Below are 16,830 nucleotides of genomic sequence, written 5' to 3'. Positions count from 1 at the left end.
AAACGTAAGTTTTAAGAGCTTTTCTTTTTTTGTTAAGGCATTTCTATTGTTTGTGTAAAGAATTTTAATCTATCCTTTTTAAAATAAGTTTTTAGTACTTTTTAAGTATATATATCAAAGAAGAATACTCAGATGTACTTTGAGCCTTCCAATTTGAAATAAAACCTCTATAAAACGCACTCAGAGGTTTCATTTTTTTTGATTTATATTTTTCACTTAAAAGAGAAACATAATATGCATCAAATTTCATTGGAAGCGTTTTTTCTACAATCATATTTTCTGCTTCAAACAATTTATGAATTGATGTTTGAGAAAAATGCCACAAATGTCTTGGCACATCAAAAGCCGCCCAAAACTCTTTGTAATAATTTGCATCATAAGATTTATAATTAGGAACCGCAATTATCAATCTTCCGTCATCTGATAAAAGGTCTTTTAAATTAGAAATATATTCTGATAAATTTTCTACATGTTCTAACACATGCCAAAGAGAAATAACATCAAACTTTTTATTCTTAAAATCTGATAAGTCTTCTTTTAAATTGATGCCTTTTTTTAATGCCAATTCTCTTGCAGAAGAATTTGGCTCAGTTCCAAAAACATGCCAAGAGTTGTTTTTACAAACTTTTAAAAAATCACCCGTTCCTGCTCCAACATCTAAAATTGTTTTGGTAGAAAACTGAAAAGAATTAATGAGTTTTAATTTTCTTTTTAAAGTATAATTTTTTACAAGTTGATATACTTTTTCAAAGATTGATTTTTTTCCATCTGTATGAGAAATATAATTTTCACTTTCATAATAAGAACTCAAATTTTTAGGAACTGGCTGCGTAACTAAAAGATCTAATTCTTTATTTAAAAGTAAGTCAAAAGATTCATTTGAAACTGTAAAATCTTTACATTTTAAATAATCTTCTAAGTTGTTGTTTTTCCCTTTTTCTGAAGTCAATTCTTACTAATTTTTATAGATGTTCCTCGTGGAACAAATGTATTTTAAAAACCTAATTGTATATCAAAAACAAACATGTTCCACGAGGAACACAATTAATTTATCTACCCATATAAACTAATAAAACTGAAATATCACTTGGCGAAACTCCACTTATTCTACTTGCTTGAGAAATTGAAGTTGGTTGAATTTTACTTAGTTTCTCTCTTGCTTCAAAAGACAAAGATTGTAATTTTTGATAATTAAATGAAGCAGGTATTTTTACATTCTCTAGCCTATGCAACTTATCAGCATTATTCTTTTCTTTATTAATATAACCTGAATATTTTAAATGAATTTCAGCTTGTTCGATAATTTCTTTATCAATATTATTAGACGCTAAAAAATCACTCAATTTCTTAATGTTCTTAAAGTCAGAAAAATCTAATTGAGGCCTTGCAGCAATCTTAAATAACTTCATAGATTGATTAATTAAAGCTAAATTCTTAGCTTCCAAAATTGGATTTATTTCTTCTTGCTTAACACTAGTTTCGTTTAAAAACTTGATTAACAAATCTGTTTTTCGTTGCTTTTCTAAAACTCTATCTAACCTTTCTTTTGAAGCTAAACCTAATTCAAAAGCTTTAGGAGTTAATCTTAAATCAGCATTATCTTGTCTTAATAAAGTTCTATATTCTGCTCTTGATGTAAACATTCTATAAGGTTCTTCTGTACCTTTAGTAATTAAATCATCAATTAAAACTGCAATATAAGCTTCATCTCTTTTTAAAATAAACGGTTCCTTTTCTTGTACTTTTAAAGCAGCATTAACGCCAGCCATTAGTCCTTGAGCTGCTGCTTCTTCATAACCAGTTGTCCCATTAATCTGACCAGCAAAAAACAAATTTTCTATAAGTTTCGTTTCTAAAGAATGTGTTAATTGTGTTGGCGGAAAATAATCGTATTCTATAGCATAACCATACCTTAAAAACTTAACGTTTTCAAAACCTTCAATTGCTCTTATAGCTTTGTCTTGAATATCTTCAGGCAATGAAGTTGAAAAACCATTTACATACATTTCACAAGTAGTCCATCCTTCTGGTTCAACAAAAATTTGATGACGATCTTTAGTTGCAAACCTATTTATTTTATCTTCTACAGAAGGACAATATCTTGGCCCAGTAGATTTAATTCTACCATTAAACATTGGCGATCTATCAAACCCTTCTTTTAAAAATTCATGTACTTTTAAATTAGTATAAGTTAACCAACAAGAACGTTGTTTTTGTAATGCTTCTGTAACTGGTAAATAAGAAAATTTTTCTGTAATCTCATCACCAGGTTGCTCAGTCATTTTAGAATAATCTAAAGACCTTCCATCAACTCTTGGAGGAGTTCCTGTTTTCATTCTTCCAGATTCAAAACCTTTGGCTACTAAATCTTCAGTAATTCCTGTGGAAGCGCCTTCTCCTGCTCTACCACCACCAAATGTTTTTTCTCCAATATGAATCAATCCATTTAAAAATGTACCCGCAGTTATAACAACAGTTTTTGCTTTTATTTCTAAACCTAAAGCAGTTTTTATACCTACAATTTTATTGTCATCAAACAATAATCCGTTTACAGAATCTTGATAAAAATCTAAATTTTCTGTTTGCTCTAACATGGTTCTCCAGCATTCTGCAAATTGCATTCTATCAGATTGCGCTCTGGGACTCCACATAGCAGGCCCTTTAGACTTATTTAGCATTTTAAACTGAATAGCGGTCTTATCTGTAACAATTGCACTGTAGCCGCCTAGAGCATCTATTTCTCTTACAATTTGACCTTTTGCAATACCACCCATAGCAGGATTACAACTCATTTGTGCAATGTTTTGTAAATTCATTGTAATTAATAAGGTGTGAGCACCCATATTTGCAGCAGCAGCAGCGGCTTCACTTCCAGCATGACCACCACCTACTACAATTACATCAAATGTTGTTGAAAATAAACTCATAATTAATGTTTCACGTGAAACTTATTTTATATTATTCTGACTATTAAATACTTAAAGACGATAAAGCAGTGTTTTCTGCAATTCTCATTGCTTTTTTTTCAGATTCTGATTTATCCTTAAACCCCATGTAATGTAAAACACCATGAATCATAACTCTATGTAATTCTTCTTCAAAAGAAACCTCAAAGTCTTTAGCATTATCTTCTACTCTTTCAACAGAGATAAAAATATCTCCAGAAATTAATTTTCCTAAAGAATTATCAAAACTAATAATATCTGTTAAGGTATCATGTTGTAAGAACTCTACATTTAACTTATGTAAATATTCATCATTACAAAAAATATAGTTGATTTCACCAACCTTAAAACCATTATCAGAAATAATCTTTTCAATCCATATTTCTATAGAATTTTCATCATTGATTTTAAATTCAGTTTCGTAATTAAATGAGATCATTCTTTCTTATTTTCAGTCTCAGAAAAGTATTCTCTTACCTTCTTTTTAAAATTTTGCTGCAAAGGTAATGATTGTCTGTTTAATATCTCTGTTTGATTATAAAACTGCTTTTTAAATTGAAGTTCTTTAATTTTGTTTTTTTGATATTCTTTATCATTTGTAGTAGACTTACGTTTTTTATCTTTTCCTTGCTCGAGAGCAGCTTTGTCTAATTTCAATAATTCGTAATTCAGTTTTTGCATTTTTTGAAGTGTGACAGCATTAAATCCTTTTTCTAAAATTTCATTTTCTAATTGCTCCATAGTTTTTAATGCTTTTTTTGCATTCGCATTTCCACCTGGTTTTCCATTTTCACCTTCTTTAATGGCGTTTTGAAGCTCTTGTCTTAGTTGAGATTGTTGCTTAAATATTTCATACAATTCTCCATCTAAATCATCATTAGAATCACCTTCTCCTTCACCTTTCTTGCCGTTTTTTCCAGATTTACCACCTTCTCCTTTGTTCCCGGGATCACCCTCCTGATCAGGTTTTTTTCCTTGCTCACCCTTGCCTTTTTCTTGTCCTTTTTTCATGCCTTCTTGCATTTTTTTAGACAGGTCTCCTTGTTTTTTAATCAAATCTGGCAAGCTAAAACCTTTATCCTTGCCTTTTTTTCCTTTCCCCATACTCATAGCCATGGAGTTTTGCATATTATTTAAAATAGTACTCAAATAATCAGCTAAATTATTTGTAGCAGTCATTACATAGCGTTGATTTGAGATACCTTGTTCAAATCTATTTTCAGTAAAATTATCTAAAGATTGGTCTAAATTATAATGAGCGGATGATAAATCGTCTTGAATTTTAACAGATATTTTTGGCAAACGCATAGAAAGCACATACAAACTATCATCTATATGCTCAAAATATGTTTTTATCTGATTCTGTTTTTTTAAGTCTTTTCCAAAATCTGGATGTTTGGTAGAAGATTCACTAAACTTCATCATTAATTGTTCTTGTTGAAATGAAAAAATAACCAAATTTTCTAAAATTTTACGCAAATCATCCATGTTTTCTTCAATAGAATCGGCTTCCATTTCCAACATAGCTTGTTGCATTTTAGTACTCATCTGTGTCATTTTTTTAGACGATTGCTTTTGATTTTGTTTTGCTGCAAATTTATTTTGTTTCTCTAAATTTTCTTCAGATTTATTTAATTCTTCATCGATGTCTTCTTTTTCATCTTCAACATCTGGCAAATCCATTGGTTCTTTTAACTTTTCATTGTCTTTGTTAAGTTCTTCTAATTCTTTTTTAATATCATCAAATTCCTTTTTAATTTCTTTTTGAGCTTCTAAAGTATTTTGATCTTTCTTTTCTAATTCTTCTTGTTTTTTTGCTAACTCTTCTATTTTACTAGCTATTTGCATTGTTTTTTGTTCAACATAAAAACGTTTTACAAGTTCTAATGTTTTTTCTAAACTACGTTGTTGCTGTTTGTTTTGTTGTGCTAATTCTTTGGCTTTTTTTACTAAATCTTCTTTATTTAATTTGTCAGCCATTTTTTGAATTTCATCTAACAATTTTTGTTGCTTATCTAATTTTTTTAATTCTTTAATACGCTCTTTTAGGTCTTCTTTTTTCTCTTGAAGACTTTCATTTTCTTCCTTTTTTTCATCCAAATTTTCTTGCAACTTATCAGTTTGACGCTGCATCATTTCTTTGTATTGTTCTTGGCGCTTTATAAAATTATCAACTTTCTTTTTATCATTCCAATTTACATTTTTCTTATTCTGTAAATCTTGCTGAATAGTTTCTAACTGTTTTTGCTGCTTTTTTTGATTTTGGATAGAGTTTTCTAAATTATTAATTGTACTTTTTTGTTCTTGCAACAACTCCTCTTCAACTTCATCATCTGTTTTTTGCCTGTATTTAAAAACCTTACTTTTTGCAGTTTTATTACCATTTACTGCATCATTATCAAAAACTTGAAAAAACAGTTCATAATTCACCCCTTTTTGTAAGTTTAATCCATCTGGAAATTGGTAAAAGAATGTTTGTACATTTTCTTTATTTATCTGAATATCAGACATTTGATTTATATTTGGGTTTAGTTCATCATAATAAATTAACTGCAATTTTTTCAATCCATAATCGTCGGAAATCTGACCAGCAAATTGTGCGGTTCCACGTGTAATGCTATCAATATTAGAACTCACAGAAATTAAAGGATATTCATCTTTTACAACATCAACAGAAAATTGTAGGTTTTCATAATCTTGTAAATTTTTGTTGGATGATGTAATTTGATAATTAATAGCATTTCTAATTCTTTTAGTAAAAGAAAAATTACTTTTAGAAATCTTTTCAAAAGAAATTCGTTTTTGATTACTGATAAAAGTTATAGAATCTGTTTGACGAGTAGAAACATACCATGTAATATTAGTGCCTTCTGGAACAGTTAAATTTCCTGAATTTTGGATATTTTGAGCTTTTCTATTTAAATAATATGGGTACTTTAATTGTAACGAAATATTATCGATTGTTGGTGTTCCAATAACATCAATTTTATATTCTTGAGATTGAACTCCATTAGCTTCAACATAAAAATTAATTGGAGTTTGAACATCTGAAAAAGTGTAAGAAAAAGTAGCATTTCCGTTATTTTGCAGATAATATTGTTGGTTGTTAAAAATAATTTTAGCGTCATTAGGAACAATTTTTCCAATGGTTTTAAACAAAATAGTTACTGGCTTACCTTGTACAACTTGTAAATTTTTATTTAATAAAGAAAATGAAAAAGGTGCTGGCGGATTATATGACGTTCTATGATTTACAACACGATCTAAACTTTCTGTAAGTGCAGAATTAGCACCAGTAAATAAACTAATTAGATAAATTAAAACAGGTATAATGGCAAATTTTAAATACTTTTTATTTGTCTTAAAATCTATTGCTTTAACAAAAGGAACTGGTTGTAATTCTTTTGCCTTTTGATTTATACTTGCTAAAATTAAATCTGATTGATTATTAGTTTCTTTTAACTGTAAAACATTTAAAAGTTTATCTTGTACTTCAGGAAAATGATTGCCAATAATTTTAGAAGATTCTTGTAAACTAATCCCTTTTCTAAAACCAATTAATTTAGAAATAGGCACTACTATAAAACGAATTAATAGAATAAGTTCAACTAAAATAAAAAACCAAAATAAAAAAGTTCTAGCTGTAGGTTTTAACCAAAAAAAGTGTTCTAAAAATAATGTAAAAAAAAGGTATAAAAATCCTAAGGAAAAAAATAATATAGTTCCTTTTATCAATTCATTTGTATAATATTTACGTGTAAATTGATGTAATTTTTGTGTTATTTTTTTATATCCTTCCATAAGTAACCAATAAAAATACTGTTTTTGCTAAGAATTACAATCAATTAATTGTTAAAACAAATTGTAAGTATTCATTCTTTTTAACCACTAACAGTTTATAAAAATTTAAAAACATGAAAAATTTAGTAAGTTTTTTACTATTATTTGTTAGTATTTCTACGTTTTCACAAAGTCCTTGGACCCAAGAAAAAGGGAAATTTTATACACAAATTTCTTATACAACTATATCAAATTACGATGCTTTATTTGGTACAGATTTCACTCTTTTTGGAACAAATACAGACAATACAATTCAATTTTTTGGTGAATATGGTATCAATGAAAAAACATCATTAATAGTAAACGTTCCGTTAAAATCAATTTCTATTGATAACTTTAATGATCCTAGAATAGATTGTATTGGTGATTGTTCTGAAGATTACAGTAAAACAGCAGTAGGAAATATAGAAATTGGTTTAAAACACAACTTTTATAAAAAAAATTGGCTCCTTTCTGGTCAATTTTCTGTAGAAGCAAACACCAATACTTATGATGACCTTTCCGGAATTAGAACAGGTTACAATGCTTGGTCTTTTACTCCGCTATTTCTTGCAGGAAAAAGCTTTGGAAAAAATTATTTTCAAACTTTTATTGGTGCAAATATTAGAACTAATAATTATAGTTCTAACTTTAAAATTGGTGGAGAATTAGGTAGAAAAATTTCAAAAAGTATTTGGCTCGTTGGTTTTGTAGATATTTCTAAGTCTTTTGAAAATGGAGATATTGATTTACCTATAAAAAATCAATTCACAGGTTTGTATGTAAATAATCAAGAATATGGTGTTGTAGGAATTAAAGCTATAGGAGAATTCTCAGATAAGTTTGGAATAACTGCAAGTATTCCTACAGCAATATTTGGTAATAATGTTGCCAAAAAATTGGCATTAAGTGCTGGTTTATATTACAAATTTTAAATTACCATTAAAAAATAAAAAGAAAAGACCATTTGAGCCCTAAACTCAAATGGTCTTTTCTTTTAAAAATATATCTTTGCATCTTTATAAAAATAAAAGAAGATGAAATCTAATGTTCGTGTGCGTTTTGCTCCAAGTCCTACAGGACCTTTACATATTGGTGGTGTAAGAACAGCTTTATACAATTATTTATTTGCTAAAAAAAATAACGGAACTTTTGTTTTAAGAATAGAAGATACAGATCAAACTCGTTATGTAGCAAACGCAGAAAAATATATTATTGATGCTTTAGAATGGTGTAATATTCCTTTTGACGAAGGTCCAAATAAAAATGAAAAATTTGGTCCTTACAGACAATCTGAGCGTAAAGATTTATATAAAAAATATGCAGATATATTACTTAAAAAAGGTTGGGCATACTACGCTTTTGATACTGCAGAACAATTAGATAGTCATAGAAAAGGACATGAAGCTGAAGGAAAAACCTTTATTTACAATTGGCATAATAGAGAAAAAGGACGTTTGGTAAATTCATTGGTTTTAACTGATGATGAAGTTCAAAAACGAATTAGTAATGGCGATAAATTTGTAATTCGTTTTAAAAGCCCTCAAGATGAAACATTACAAATGGAGGATGAAATAAGAGGTAATATTTCTATAGATACCAATACTTTAGATGATAAAATTTTATTTAAAAGTGATGGTATGCCAACCTATCATTTAGCAAATATTGTTGATGACCATTTAATGGAAATTTCTCATGTAATTAGAGGTGAAGAATGGTTGCCTTCTATGGCTTTACACATTTTATTATACAGAGCTTTTGATTGGAAAGCTCCTAAATTTGCACATTTACCACTAATTTTAAAACCGGTTGGTAAAGGTAAATTAAGTAAGCGTGATGGAGATAAATTAGGTTTCCCAGTATTTCCTTTAACCTATACAAATGAAGAATCTGGTGATGTATCTAGAGGTTATAAAGAAGATGGTTATTTTGCTAATGCTTTTATAAACATGTTAGCTTTTTTAGGATGGAATCCTGGAACAGAACAAGAAATATTTTCTTTAGAAGAGTTAATTAAAGAATTTGATTTAAAACGTGTAAGTAAATCTGGTGCAAAATTTAATCCTGATAAAACAAACTGGTTTCAGCAACAATATATGCAAACAAAAAGCGATGCTGAATTAACTGATTTATACATACCTATTTTATCTGAAAAAGGAATAACTAAAGACAAAAAATATGTGCTAAAAGTAGTTTCATCCATAAAAGAGAGAGCTATTTTTGTTGAAGATTTTTGGGGTTTATCAAGTTTCTTTTTTGAAAATCCAAAAGAATATGATGCTAAAGCATCTAAGAAAAATTGGAAAGAAGGAACACCTGAATTAATGACTGAATTAATTACAGTTATTAACTCTATTGAAGATTTTTCATCAACAAATACAGAAAAAGAGATAAAAGAATGGATAACTGCTAAAGAAATTGGTTTTGGTAAAGTAATGCAACCTTTAAGATTGTCTTTAGTTGGTAAATTAGCTGGGCCACATTTGTTTGATATTATTGAAATGATTGGTAAACAAGAAAGTATTAAAAGAATAGAAAACGCAATTAAAACAATATAATTATGAAAAAAATTATCTTCCTTTTTATTCTTTTTTTAAGTTTTGTAGCCCAAGCACAATTTAATAATCAACGTCAACAAAGGGTAAGTCAGCAATCTCAAGTTCAGCAAAAAGCACCAAAACCTAATTTTGATGTTAAAAAGTATTTAAGAATAATTGTATATGATATAGAAAAATATGCAAAAAAATCGAAAGTAAAATTATCTTCAGAAAAAGGAAAACAGTTTTCTAAAATATTAACTAACTATAATAGAGAAATTAAAGACATTTCTAGAATAAATAGTTTTACGTTTAGAGAAACTAAAAATATGGTAGAAAGCTTTCAGAAATCTGCAATGAAAACTGGTGACTTTTCTGGTCAAATAGAAGTTCAAAAAAAAATGATTGAAAACTTAAAACCTGTTGCAGAAACAATAAAAGAAGAAGATAAAAAGTTAAATAAAGCAATAAAAAGTTTACTTTCAGAAAAACAATATAAAAAGTGGATAAAATACAATAGAAAAAAAGGTAAGTTTTTTTCTATTGAAAAAGAAGAATAATAAGTTTACAAAACTTGTTAAAAAGCCTGTAAAAAGTATTTTACAGGCTTTTTTTTATTTAAAATGTAACATTTTTATAAAATTGAGTCTAATTATTAAATACTAAAACTCAGTATATTTACGTTAATCAATTTTTAATTAAAAAAAATACTATGCTAACACCACCTATTATTATTACTATTGTTATAATTGGACTTATAATTTTTGCTTCTTTTTTTATGGTTAAACAACAAACTGCGGCAATTATAGAACGCTTTGGTAAATTTAAAATTATTCGTCACTCTGGTTTACAAGCTAAAATACCTTTAGTAGATAGAGTTGCTGGAAAATTAAGTTTAAAAATTCAGCAATTAGATGTAATTGTAGAAACAAAAACACTAGATGATGTATTTGTAAAACTAAAAGTATCTGTACAATTTAAAGTAATTAGAGATAAAGTGTATGATGCTTTTTATAAATTAGATTATCCGCATGATCAAATAACTTCTTATGTATTTGATGTTGTACGTGCAGAAGTACCTAAAATGAAATTAGATGATGTTTTTGTAAAAAAAGATGATATTGCAATTGCTGTAAAGTCTGAATTAAATGATGCTATGATGACTTATGGTTATGATATTATAAAAACTTTAGTTACAGACATAGATCCAGATGCGCAAGTAAAAGAAGCAATGAATAGAATTAATGCTTCTGAACGTGAAAAAATTGCAGCTCAATTTGAGGGTGATGCGCAACGTATTTTAATTGTAGAGCGAGCTAAAGCAGAAGCCGAAAGTAAACGTTTACAAGGACAGGGTATAGCTGACCAAAGACGTGAAATTGCACGTGGTTTAGAAGAAAGTGTAGAGGTTTTAAATAAAGTTGGTATTAACAGTCAAGAAGCATCTGCATTAATTGTTGTAACACAACATTATGATACTTTACAATCTATTGGACAAGAAACTAATAGTAATTTAATATTATTACCTAACTCACCACAAGCAGGTAGTCAAATGTTAAATGATATGGTTGCAAGTTTTACTGCAAGTAACCAAATTGGTGAAGCTATGAAAAATCAAAAAAATAAAAATAAAGATTAAATTTTACTATTGAAAAGTAAAAAAGCTCAATTTCTTTATGAAATTGAGCTTTTTATTTATTTTAATATAAGATATATTCTTAATTTTTATCATCAGAAATATCTTCTGAAATATCTTTAGAAGCTTTTTTAAACTCTTTAATTCCGCCACCTAAACCTTTCATTAATTCTGGAATTTTCTTTCCTCCAAACATTAATAAAACTAAGGCAACAATAATTGCTATTTGCCAAGGTCCAACAATTCCTAAAAATATATTTAAAGTATTCATGAGATATAGTATTTAATGATACAAAGATACAAAAAGGTTTTAATTAATTTCTTTTTTGAATAATTCCGCCTAAAACCTTTTTATCACTTACTAACACTGGGTCTCCTTTGTAAAAAATTGAACCTCCAAAATTTACTTTAGCTTTTAATATTTTACCAGCTAAAACTTCAGCTTTTGCTCCTGTACCAGCTTTTACATTAACGTTTGAAATTGTTTGCATTGCAAAACCATTATATGTACTATATAAATCTACAAATACATTTTGATTATCTGTAGTACCGGTTAGTTTTATATTACCACCAGATGTAGCCCTAACTTTTAAATCTTTTACTTTTAATACTAAATTAATAAAAGCTTTTTCTTGTGCGTTTATTTCAATTTTATCTTGTATAATTTCTTTTCCTGTAATTGTTGCTCCTTGGTTTGCATCTATTAAATCTATATTTGAATTATAGAAAATTTTTGCTAAAATTTGACCATTTGCAGCATTATTTTTAGGTTTCAAAGAAAAAGGTAATGATATTTTTAAAACACCATTTACATTTTTAATGCTTACTTTTTCAGATTTATCACCTGTAATTACTAATTTCTTAGAATCAGATTTAATTAACTCTGCTTCAATACCATTATAAACTTTAATAGCCGTAAAATCACCCAAATTTTTGGTTATTGTAGTTTGCGCAATAGTTGACAAACTCAACAATAGAACACATATATAAATTATTTTTTTCATTATTTAAAAATTTGATTTACTAACTTAAATCAATAAGTATACCATTATAAAGACTAATTTATTATTTTATTGTGGCAAATATGTAAAAAAGATATTGGGTTTATCTATATAAAATCTTAAATTTCTCTTACTTCTACTGCTGTTCCTGTTATAGAAACTAACAAAGTAGATGAATTAGCAAGTGGTTCTACATCTTATTGAATACCTACAACTGCATTTGCTCCTAATTTTGTAGCATTATCTTTTAAGTTTTGAAATGCTTTTTCTTTTATAGATTCTAAACCTAGTGAGTAGTTTTCATAATATTTAGACATACTAAACATATCTTTAAAAGACATTTTAGTACCATTAGAAGAATAACTAGAATCGTAAGCTGTACCAGTTATAATACCTAAATAATCTACTATTTTAAAGTTTTCTATATTATTTGTTGTTGTTAAAATCATTTTTTTATTAAGTTTAATTAAATGAAACTTCTGTAAACTTATCAAGTTTAATTACTTTTCCTTTTTTAGGATTTTTAATTGTTTTTAATAAAATATATATAAACAATAAAGTTAAAAAACCACCAATAATTAAAGAGCCAGTTGGTCCTAAAAAATCTGCAATACCAACAAGAATTTTCTTAATAAATCCTCTTCTTCCAGAAGCTTTAATAGATTCTCCATTTTGGAGACTTAAAGCAACGTTATATAATAAGGCTGTAAGACCTCCAAAAAATAATAAACCTATTACTGAGGGTTTAATTTGTTTAATTACTGAATAGTTTTTAATTATAGAATGTTGTAAATTTTTAGAAAAAAAAGATTTTATTTCTTCATAAATTTCTGAATCTATAAAAAGTTCTATTTCATCTTTATCTTGTTTAGGTTTAAATTCAATTAATAAAGAAAAATCATCATCAATAAAAATAAAATTCTTTATAATATCATATCTAAAAATATTTACATTTTTAATATTTTTTTCTTCTATTAAAACTTCAATATTAACATCTAAAAATTGTTCTGTTATCCAAATTGTTTTTTCATTTACAATTAAGTATTTCTTTTTTTCTTCAGTTTTAGATACTACCCAATGTTTCATAATATTTTTTTTACGAATATCTTTAAAATATTTTAATCTTCAATTAAATTAAAATCTAAATGTTTGCGTTCTAAATCTGCCTTTTTAACTTGTACTTTAACATCATCTCCTAACTGATAAATTTGTTTTGAAGATTGACCAATAATTGCATATTGCTTTTCATCAAAAATATAATGATCACTTTTTATATCTCTAATTCTTACCATTCCTTCACATTTATTAGAAGTAATTTCTACATAAATACCCCATTCTGTAACACCTGTAATTACTCCTTCAAAAACTTCATCATTATGATCTTGCATATATTTAATTTGCATATACTTAATAGAAGCTCTTTCAGCTTTAGAAGCTAATTCTTCTCTATTTGAAGAATGTTTACACTTTTCTTCATAAGCAAGCGCTTTTGGTGTTTCTCCGCCATCTAAATAATGTTGTAGTAATCTATGTGTCATTACATCTGGATAACGCCTTATTGGTGACGTAAAATGACTATAATAGTTAAAGGCCAATCCGTAATGACCAATATTTTGAGTTGTATATTTAGCTTTAGACATTGTTCTAATGGTTAAAGTCTCAATCATATTAGATTCTGCCTTACCATTTACATCATTTAATAACTGATTTAAAGAATCTGAAGTTGTTTCTTTTGTATCTGTATTAATTTTATAACCAAATTTACTAATTATGTTTTGTAATGATGCTAATTTCTCATCATCTGGCTCATCATGTATTCTATAAATAAATGTTTTATTTGTTGCTTTTCCTTTATGAAAACCTATAAATTCAGCCACTTTTCTATTTGCTAACAACATAAATTCTTCAATTAGTTTATTAGCATCTTTAGATTCTTTAAAGAAAACACCAACTGGGTTTGCTTGTTTATCTAAATTAAATTTTACTTCTACTCTATCAAAAGAAATTGCACCTGCTTTCATTCTTTTTTTACGAAGAATTTTAGCCAATCTATCTAATTGTAAAGTTGCCTCAACTATTTCTGGAGTAACTGTATATGCTTTATCAATAATAGAAATATCTATTGGCATTGTATAAGGCTGAATATTATCTGATAAAGTTACATTTTCTATGATAGATTGTGCTTCTTCATATGCAAAACGTTGATCTGAATAGGTTACGGTTCTACCAAACCATTCATTAATAATTTGTGCTTTCTCATTGATTTCAAACACAGCAGAAAAGGTTAATTTTTCTTCATTTGGTCTTAAAGAACAAGCGCCATTACTTAAAATTTCTGGTAACATTGGTACTACTCTATCAACTAAATAAACAGATGTTGCACGTGCATAAGCTTCATTATCTAAAATAGTTTTTGGTTGTAAGTAATGAGAAACATCTGCAATATGAATTCCTATTTCATAATTACCATTTTCTAATTTTATAAATGATAATGCATCATCAAAATCTTTAGCATCTTTAGGATCTATTGTAAAAGTTAAATCTTTACGCATATCTCTACGTTTAGAAATCTCTTTATTTGTAATTTCTAAAGAAACAGAATTTGCATCTCTTTGTACTTCTTCTGGAAATTCATAAGGTAAATCGTATTCTAATAAAATAGAATGCATTTCTGTATTATGTTCTCCTGGTTTACCAAGAACTGCGGTTATTTTTCCGAACGGATTTTTAGAGTTTTTTGGCCAATCAGAAATTATAGCTTGTACTTTATCACCATCTTCTGCGCCATTTATTTTATTTTCTGATATAAAAATATCTGCATACATTTTATGATTATCAGGAATTACAAAACCAAAAGGTTTGGTTTTATGTTTTTGAAAAACACCTACAAATTCAGTTTTTGCACGTTCTAAAATTTCTACAACTTCTCCTTCTAATTTCTTTCCGTTACGTTTTGCATATACAAACGCTTTAACGGTATCTTGATGTAATCCTTTACCAAGATTAATATTTGGTATAAAAACATCCTCTTCATAATCATCAGTAATAAAATATCCGTTTCCGTTAGAAGTTACATCTAAAGTACCTACAGAATATTTTTTATTAATATTTATTTGAAATTTACCTCTATCTACTTCTTTAATCTTTTTATCAAAAGTTAATTCTGCTAATTTCTTTATAATTTGGTTTTTACCATCTGTATCAGAAATTTTTAATTTTGAGGCAATTTGTTTATAATTATATGATTTACTACTGTCTTCATTTAAAACTTTAAAAATATTTCTAGTTAAGTCTTTTACAACATTACCTTTCTTTTTAAAAATTCCTTTCTTCTTTTTTTTCATTAATTTTTACTTCTTTTATATGTTACCAAATTACGATTAAAATAGATCATTTAAGTATTAAAAAAATGTTATGCTTCTATTTTGTATTTTGGTTGTTTATTAATTATTATTTTATGACTAATTCTTGGTTTGTAATTGTAAATCCTTTATCTGGAAATGGTGATGGAAATAAATATTGGAAAGAAATTAAGCAATTACTAAACGCTAAGAATATTAATTATTCTTTTGCTTTTACAAAATTTTCTAAACATGAAATAGAATTGGTACAAAATGCTATTAAAAAAGGATTTAGAAACATAATTTCTGTTGGTGGAGATGGTACCTTACATCATGTTGTAAATGCAATAATGATGCAAACATACACAAAAACTTCTGATATAACTATTGGGGTGATTCCTTTAGGTACAGGAAACGATTGGATAAAAACTTATAATATTCCTAAAAACATTAAAAAAGCTATTAAAATTATTCAGCAAAAAAAAACAATTTTACAAGATATTGGAATCATAAAAAAAGAAAATAAAGTAGTTTCTTATTTTAATAATGTAGCTGGTATAGGGTATGATGGTTATATCGTTAATAAAATGAATACTATAAAAAAATTAGGAAGTATAGGATACTTATTAGCTGGTTTAGCAGGTTTATTATTTTATAAAAAAGCTGTATTTAAAATTAATTTTAATGATAAAAAACTAGAAGAAAATTGTTTAATGACTTTAGTAGGAATTTGTAAATTTTCTGGTGGTGGTATGATGTTTACAAATAATGTAAACACTAATGATGGTTTATTTGATATTACTGTTGCTAAAAATTTAACAATATTCGATTTAATTTTAAACATTAGAAAATTATACAATGGTAATATAGTACATCATAAAAAAGTAGATTTATATAAAACAAAAGAAATAACTATAACTCCTAAAAATTCAGCTCCTTTTATTCAAGCTGATGGAGAAATAATTGGAACTGGAAAAGTAACTTTTAATATTATTAAAAAAGCAATTAATTTTATAGTTAATTAATTTTTAAAATATAATTAAAAACCAAGTTCATAATAAAAAGTTAAAAAAATCTTAAAAAAATATGTAACGTTTTCTTAAATACTACGTCTTTATAATAAGAAGTAATAATTTTAGAATGAAGAATCTTAAAAAAATTATCGGTTTATTCGCTTTTATTTTCCTTACAGGAATCTTTATTACTATAATATCTATAAATACTTCTTTAAATAAAACTGAACCTACAAAACAAACTGTAGAAATCGAAAAAGACACACTTTATCTTTTAAAAGCAGAAAAAAAAACGACTTAGTTTCTATTTAACTTTTCTGCTGACTTTTTCTTAAAAATTTTAGAATTACTTTCTTATTAATTTTATAAATTGATAAAAATTCATCTCAACTATTTTTTTTATTTTTTCACTTATCAACATTCTATATTATAATTATTTTTCTTTTATAAAAATTTAAAAAAACAATGATGTTTATAATAGTGTGTGAATAGCTACTATAAATTTATAGTATTTTATTATTTAAAGTCAGTTATTAAA

The 16,830-nt window shown here is 26.7% G+C and carries 15 protein-coding genes; 6 read left to right on the top strand and 9 right to left on the bottom strand.

The features are described from left to right. Positions 1 to 91: 91 nt before the first annotated feature. From Q0733_RS04370 to Q0733_RS04355, 4 genes are all read right to left on the bottom strand, one after another. Positions 92 to 949: a class I SAM-dependent methyltransferase gene (locus Q0733_RS04370; protein ID WP_298779419.1), complete on the bottom strand. Its 858-nt coding sequence runs from the start codon at positions 947 to 949 to the stop codon at positions 92 to 94. Between the two features lie 100 nt (positions 950 to 1,049). Next, a complete protein-coding gene (mnmG, locus tag Q0733_RS04365) occupies positions 1,050 to 2,927 on the bottom strand; it encodes a tRNA uridine-5-carboxymethylaminomethyl(34) synthesis enzyme MnmG (protein ID WP_298779417.1) in 1,878 nt (625 codons plus the stop codon). A gap of 43 nt (positions 2,928 to 2,970) precedes the next feature. Continuing rightward, entirely contained in the window at positions 2,971 to 3,384 is a 414-nt protein-coding gene (ybeY, locus tag Q0733_RS04360; RefSeq protein WP_298779415.1) for an rRNA maturation RNase YbeY, read from the bottom strand. Next, positions 3,381 to 6,746 carry a DUF4175 family protein gene (locus tag Q0733_RS04355; RefSeq protein ID WP_298779413.1) on the bottom strand — a complete coding sequence of 1,122 codons (3,366 nt, stop codon included), beginning with the start codon at positions 6,744 to 6,746 and terminating at the stop codon, positions 3,381 to 3,383. The genes ybeY and Q0733_RS04355 overlap by 4 nt, the downstream gene beginning before the upstream one ends. Positions 6,747 to 6,859: 113 nt before the next feature. On the opposite strand from Q0733_RS04355, the gene Q0733_RS04350 reads away from it, so the two are divergent. From Q0733_RS04350 to Q0733_RS04335, 4 genes are all read left to right on the top strand, one after another. Continuing rightward, on the top strand, positions 6,860 to 7,699 hold the full coding sequence (locus Q0733_RS04350) for a hypothetical protein (RefSeq protein ID WP_298779410.1): 840 nt from the start codon (positions 6,860 to 6,862) through the stop codon (positions 7,697 to 7,699). A gap of 102 nt (positions 7,700 to 7,801) precedes the next feature. Continuing rightward, positions 7,802 to 9,322, top strand: a complete 1,521-nt coding sequence (gltX, locus tag Q0733_RS04345; protein ID WP_298779406.1) for a glutamate--tRNA ligase — start codon at positions 7,802 to 7,804, stop codon at positions 9,320 to 9,322. Positions 9,323 to 9,324: 2 nt separating this feature from the next. Next, the gene (locus Q0733_RS04340) at positions 9,325 to 9,861 is read left to right on the top strand and encodes a hypothetical protein (protein WP_298779403.1); all 537 of its coding nucleotides are present in this window, start codon (positions 9,325 to 9,327) and stop codon (positions 9,859 to 9,861) included. 152 nt (positions 9,862 to 10,013) lie between these two features. Beyond that, entirely contained in the window at positions 10,014 to 10,940 is a 927-nt protein-coding gene (locus Q0733_RS04335; RefSeq protein WP_298779401.1) for an SPFH domain-containing protein, read from the top strand. A 79-nt stretch (positions 10,941 to 11,019) separates the two neighbouring features. Here the strand turns inward: Q0733_RS04335 and Q0733_RS04330 are convergent, their stop codons facing one another. The 5 genes from Q0733_RS04330 to rnr all read right to left on the bottom strand — a co-directional run bounded on the left by Q0733_RS04330 (position 11,020) and on the right by rnr (position 15,282). After that, positions 11,020 to 11,208: a twin-arginine translocase TatA/TatE family subunit gene (locus Q0733_RS04330; RefSeq protein WP_298779399.1), complete on the bottom strand. Its 189-nt coding sequence runs from the start codon at positions 11,206 to 11,208 to the stop codon at positions 11,020 to 11,022. 43 nt (positions 11,209 to 11,251) lie between these two features. Further along, entirely contained in the window at positions 11,252 to 11,941 is a 690-nt protein-coding gene (locus Q0733_RS04325; protein ID WP_298779398.1) for a head GIN domain-containing protein, read from the bottom strand. A 194-nt stretch (positions 11,942 to 12,135) separates the two neighbouring features. Next, positions 12,136 to 12,387 carry a heavy metal-binding domain-containing protein gene (locus tag Q0733_RS04320; RefSeq protein ID WP_298779397.1) on the bottom strand — a complete coding sequence of 84 codons (252 nt, stop codon included), beginning with the start codon at positions 12,385 to 12,387 and terminating at the stop codon, positions 12,136 to 12,138. Positions 12,388 to 12,400: 13 nt separating this feature from the next. Continuing rightward, on the bottom strand, positions 12,401 to 13,024 hold the full coding sequence (locus Q0733_RS04315; RefSeq protein ID WP_298779396.1) for a hypothetical protein: 624 nt from the start codon (positions 13,022 to 13,024) through the stop codon (positions 12,401 to 12,403). Between the two features lie 32 nt (positions 13,025 to 13,056). After that, on the bottom strand, positions 13,057 to 15,282 hold the full coding sequence (gene rnr / locus Q0733_RS04310; RefSeq protein ID WP_298779395.1) for a ribonuclease R: 2,226 nt from the start codon (positions 15,280 to 15,282) through the stop codon (positions 13,057 to 13,059). 113 nt (positions 15,283 to 15,395) lie between these two features. Between rnr and Q0733_RS04305 the strand changes: the two genes are divergently transcribed. Next, positions 15,396 to 16,304 (top strand): diacylglycerol kinase family protein, encoded by a 909-nt coding sequence (locus Q0733_RS04305; RefSeq protein ID WP_298779394.1) that lies wholly within the window; start codon positions 15,396 to 15,398, stop codon positions 16,302 to 16,304. A 115-nt stretch (positions 16,305 to 16,419) separates the two neighbouring features. Continuing rightward, positions 16,420 to 16,593 carry a hypothetical protein gene (locus Q0733_RS04300; RefSeq protein WP_298779392.1) on the top strand — a complete coding sequence of 58 codons (174 nt, stop codon included), beginning with the start codon at positions 16,420 to 16,422 and terminating at the stop codon, positions 16,591 to 16,593. Positions 16,594 to 16,830 lie beyond the last annotated feature (237 nt).

Source organism: uncultured Polaribacter sp. (assembly GCF_947500975.1).
In the GTDB taxonomy this organism is placed as follows: domain Bacteria; phylum Bacteroidota; class Bacteroidia; order Flavobacteriales; family Flavobacteriaceae; genus Polaribacter.
Note: the sequence above shows the minus strand (reverse complement) of the source record. Positions and strands in the feature narration are given on the sequence as shown.

Coding starts and splice junctions, on each gene's coding strand:
- Q0733_RS04335 (WP_298779401.1), top strand. CDS start 10,014: ATGCTAACACCACCTATTATTATTACTATTGTTATAATTGGACTTATA.
- Q0733_RS04305 (WP_298779394.1), top strand. CDS start 15,396: ATGACTAATTCTTGGTTTGTAATTGTAAATCCTTTATCTGGAAATGGT.
- Q0733_RS04330 (WP_298779399.1), bottom strand. CDS start 11,208: ATGAATACTTTAAATATATTTTTAGGAATTGTTGGACCTTGGCAAATA.
- Q0733_RS04340 (WP_298779403.1), top strand. CDS start 9,325: ATGAAAAAAATTATCTTCCTTTTTATTCTTTTTTTAAGTTTTGTAGCC.
- gltX (WP_298779406.1), top strand. CDS start 7,802: ATGAAATCTAATGTTCGTGTGCGTTTTGCTCCAAGTCCTACAGGACCT.
- Q0733_RS04350 (WP_298779410.1), top strand. CDS start 6,860: ATGAAAAATTTAGTAAGTTTTTTACTATTATTTGTTAGTATTTCTACG.
- Q0733_RS04300 (WP_298779392.1), top strand. CDS start 16,420: ATGAAGAATCTTAAAAAAATTATCGGTTTATTCGCTTTTATTTTCCTT.
- Q0733_RS04315 (WP_298779396.1), bottom strand. CDS start 13,024: ATGAAACATTGGGTAGTATCTAAAACTGAAGAAAAAAAGAAATACTTA.
- rnr (WP_298779395.1), bottom strand. CDS start 15,282: ATGAAAAAAAAGAAGAAAGGAATTTTTAAAAAGAAAGGTAATGTTGTA.
- Q0733_RS04325 (WP_298779398.1), bottom strand. CDS start 11,941: ATGAAAAAAATAATTTATATATGTGTTCTATTGTTGAGTTTGTCAACT.
- Q0733_RS04320 (WP_298779397.1), bottom strand. CDS start 12,387: ATGATTTTAACAACAACAAATAATATAGAAAACTTTAAAATAGTAGAT.
- mnmG (WP_298779417.1), bottom strand. CDS start 2,927: ATGAGTTTATTTTCAACAACATTTGATGTAATTGTAGTAGGTGGTGGT.
- ybeY (WP_298779415.1), bottom strand. CDS start 3,384: ATGATCTCATTTAATTACGAAACTGAATTTAAAATCAATGATGAAAAT.
- Q0733_RS04355 (WP_298779413.1), bottom strand. CDS start 6,746: ATGGAAGGATATAAAAAAATAACACAAAAATTACATCAATTTACACGT.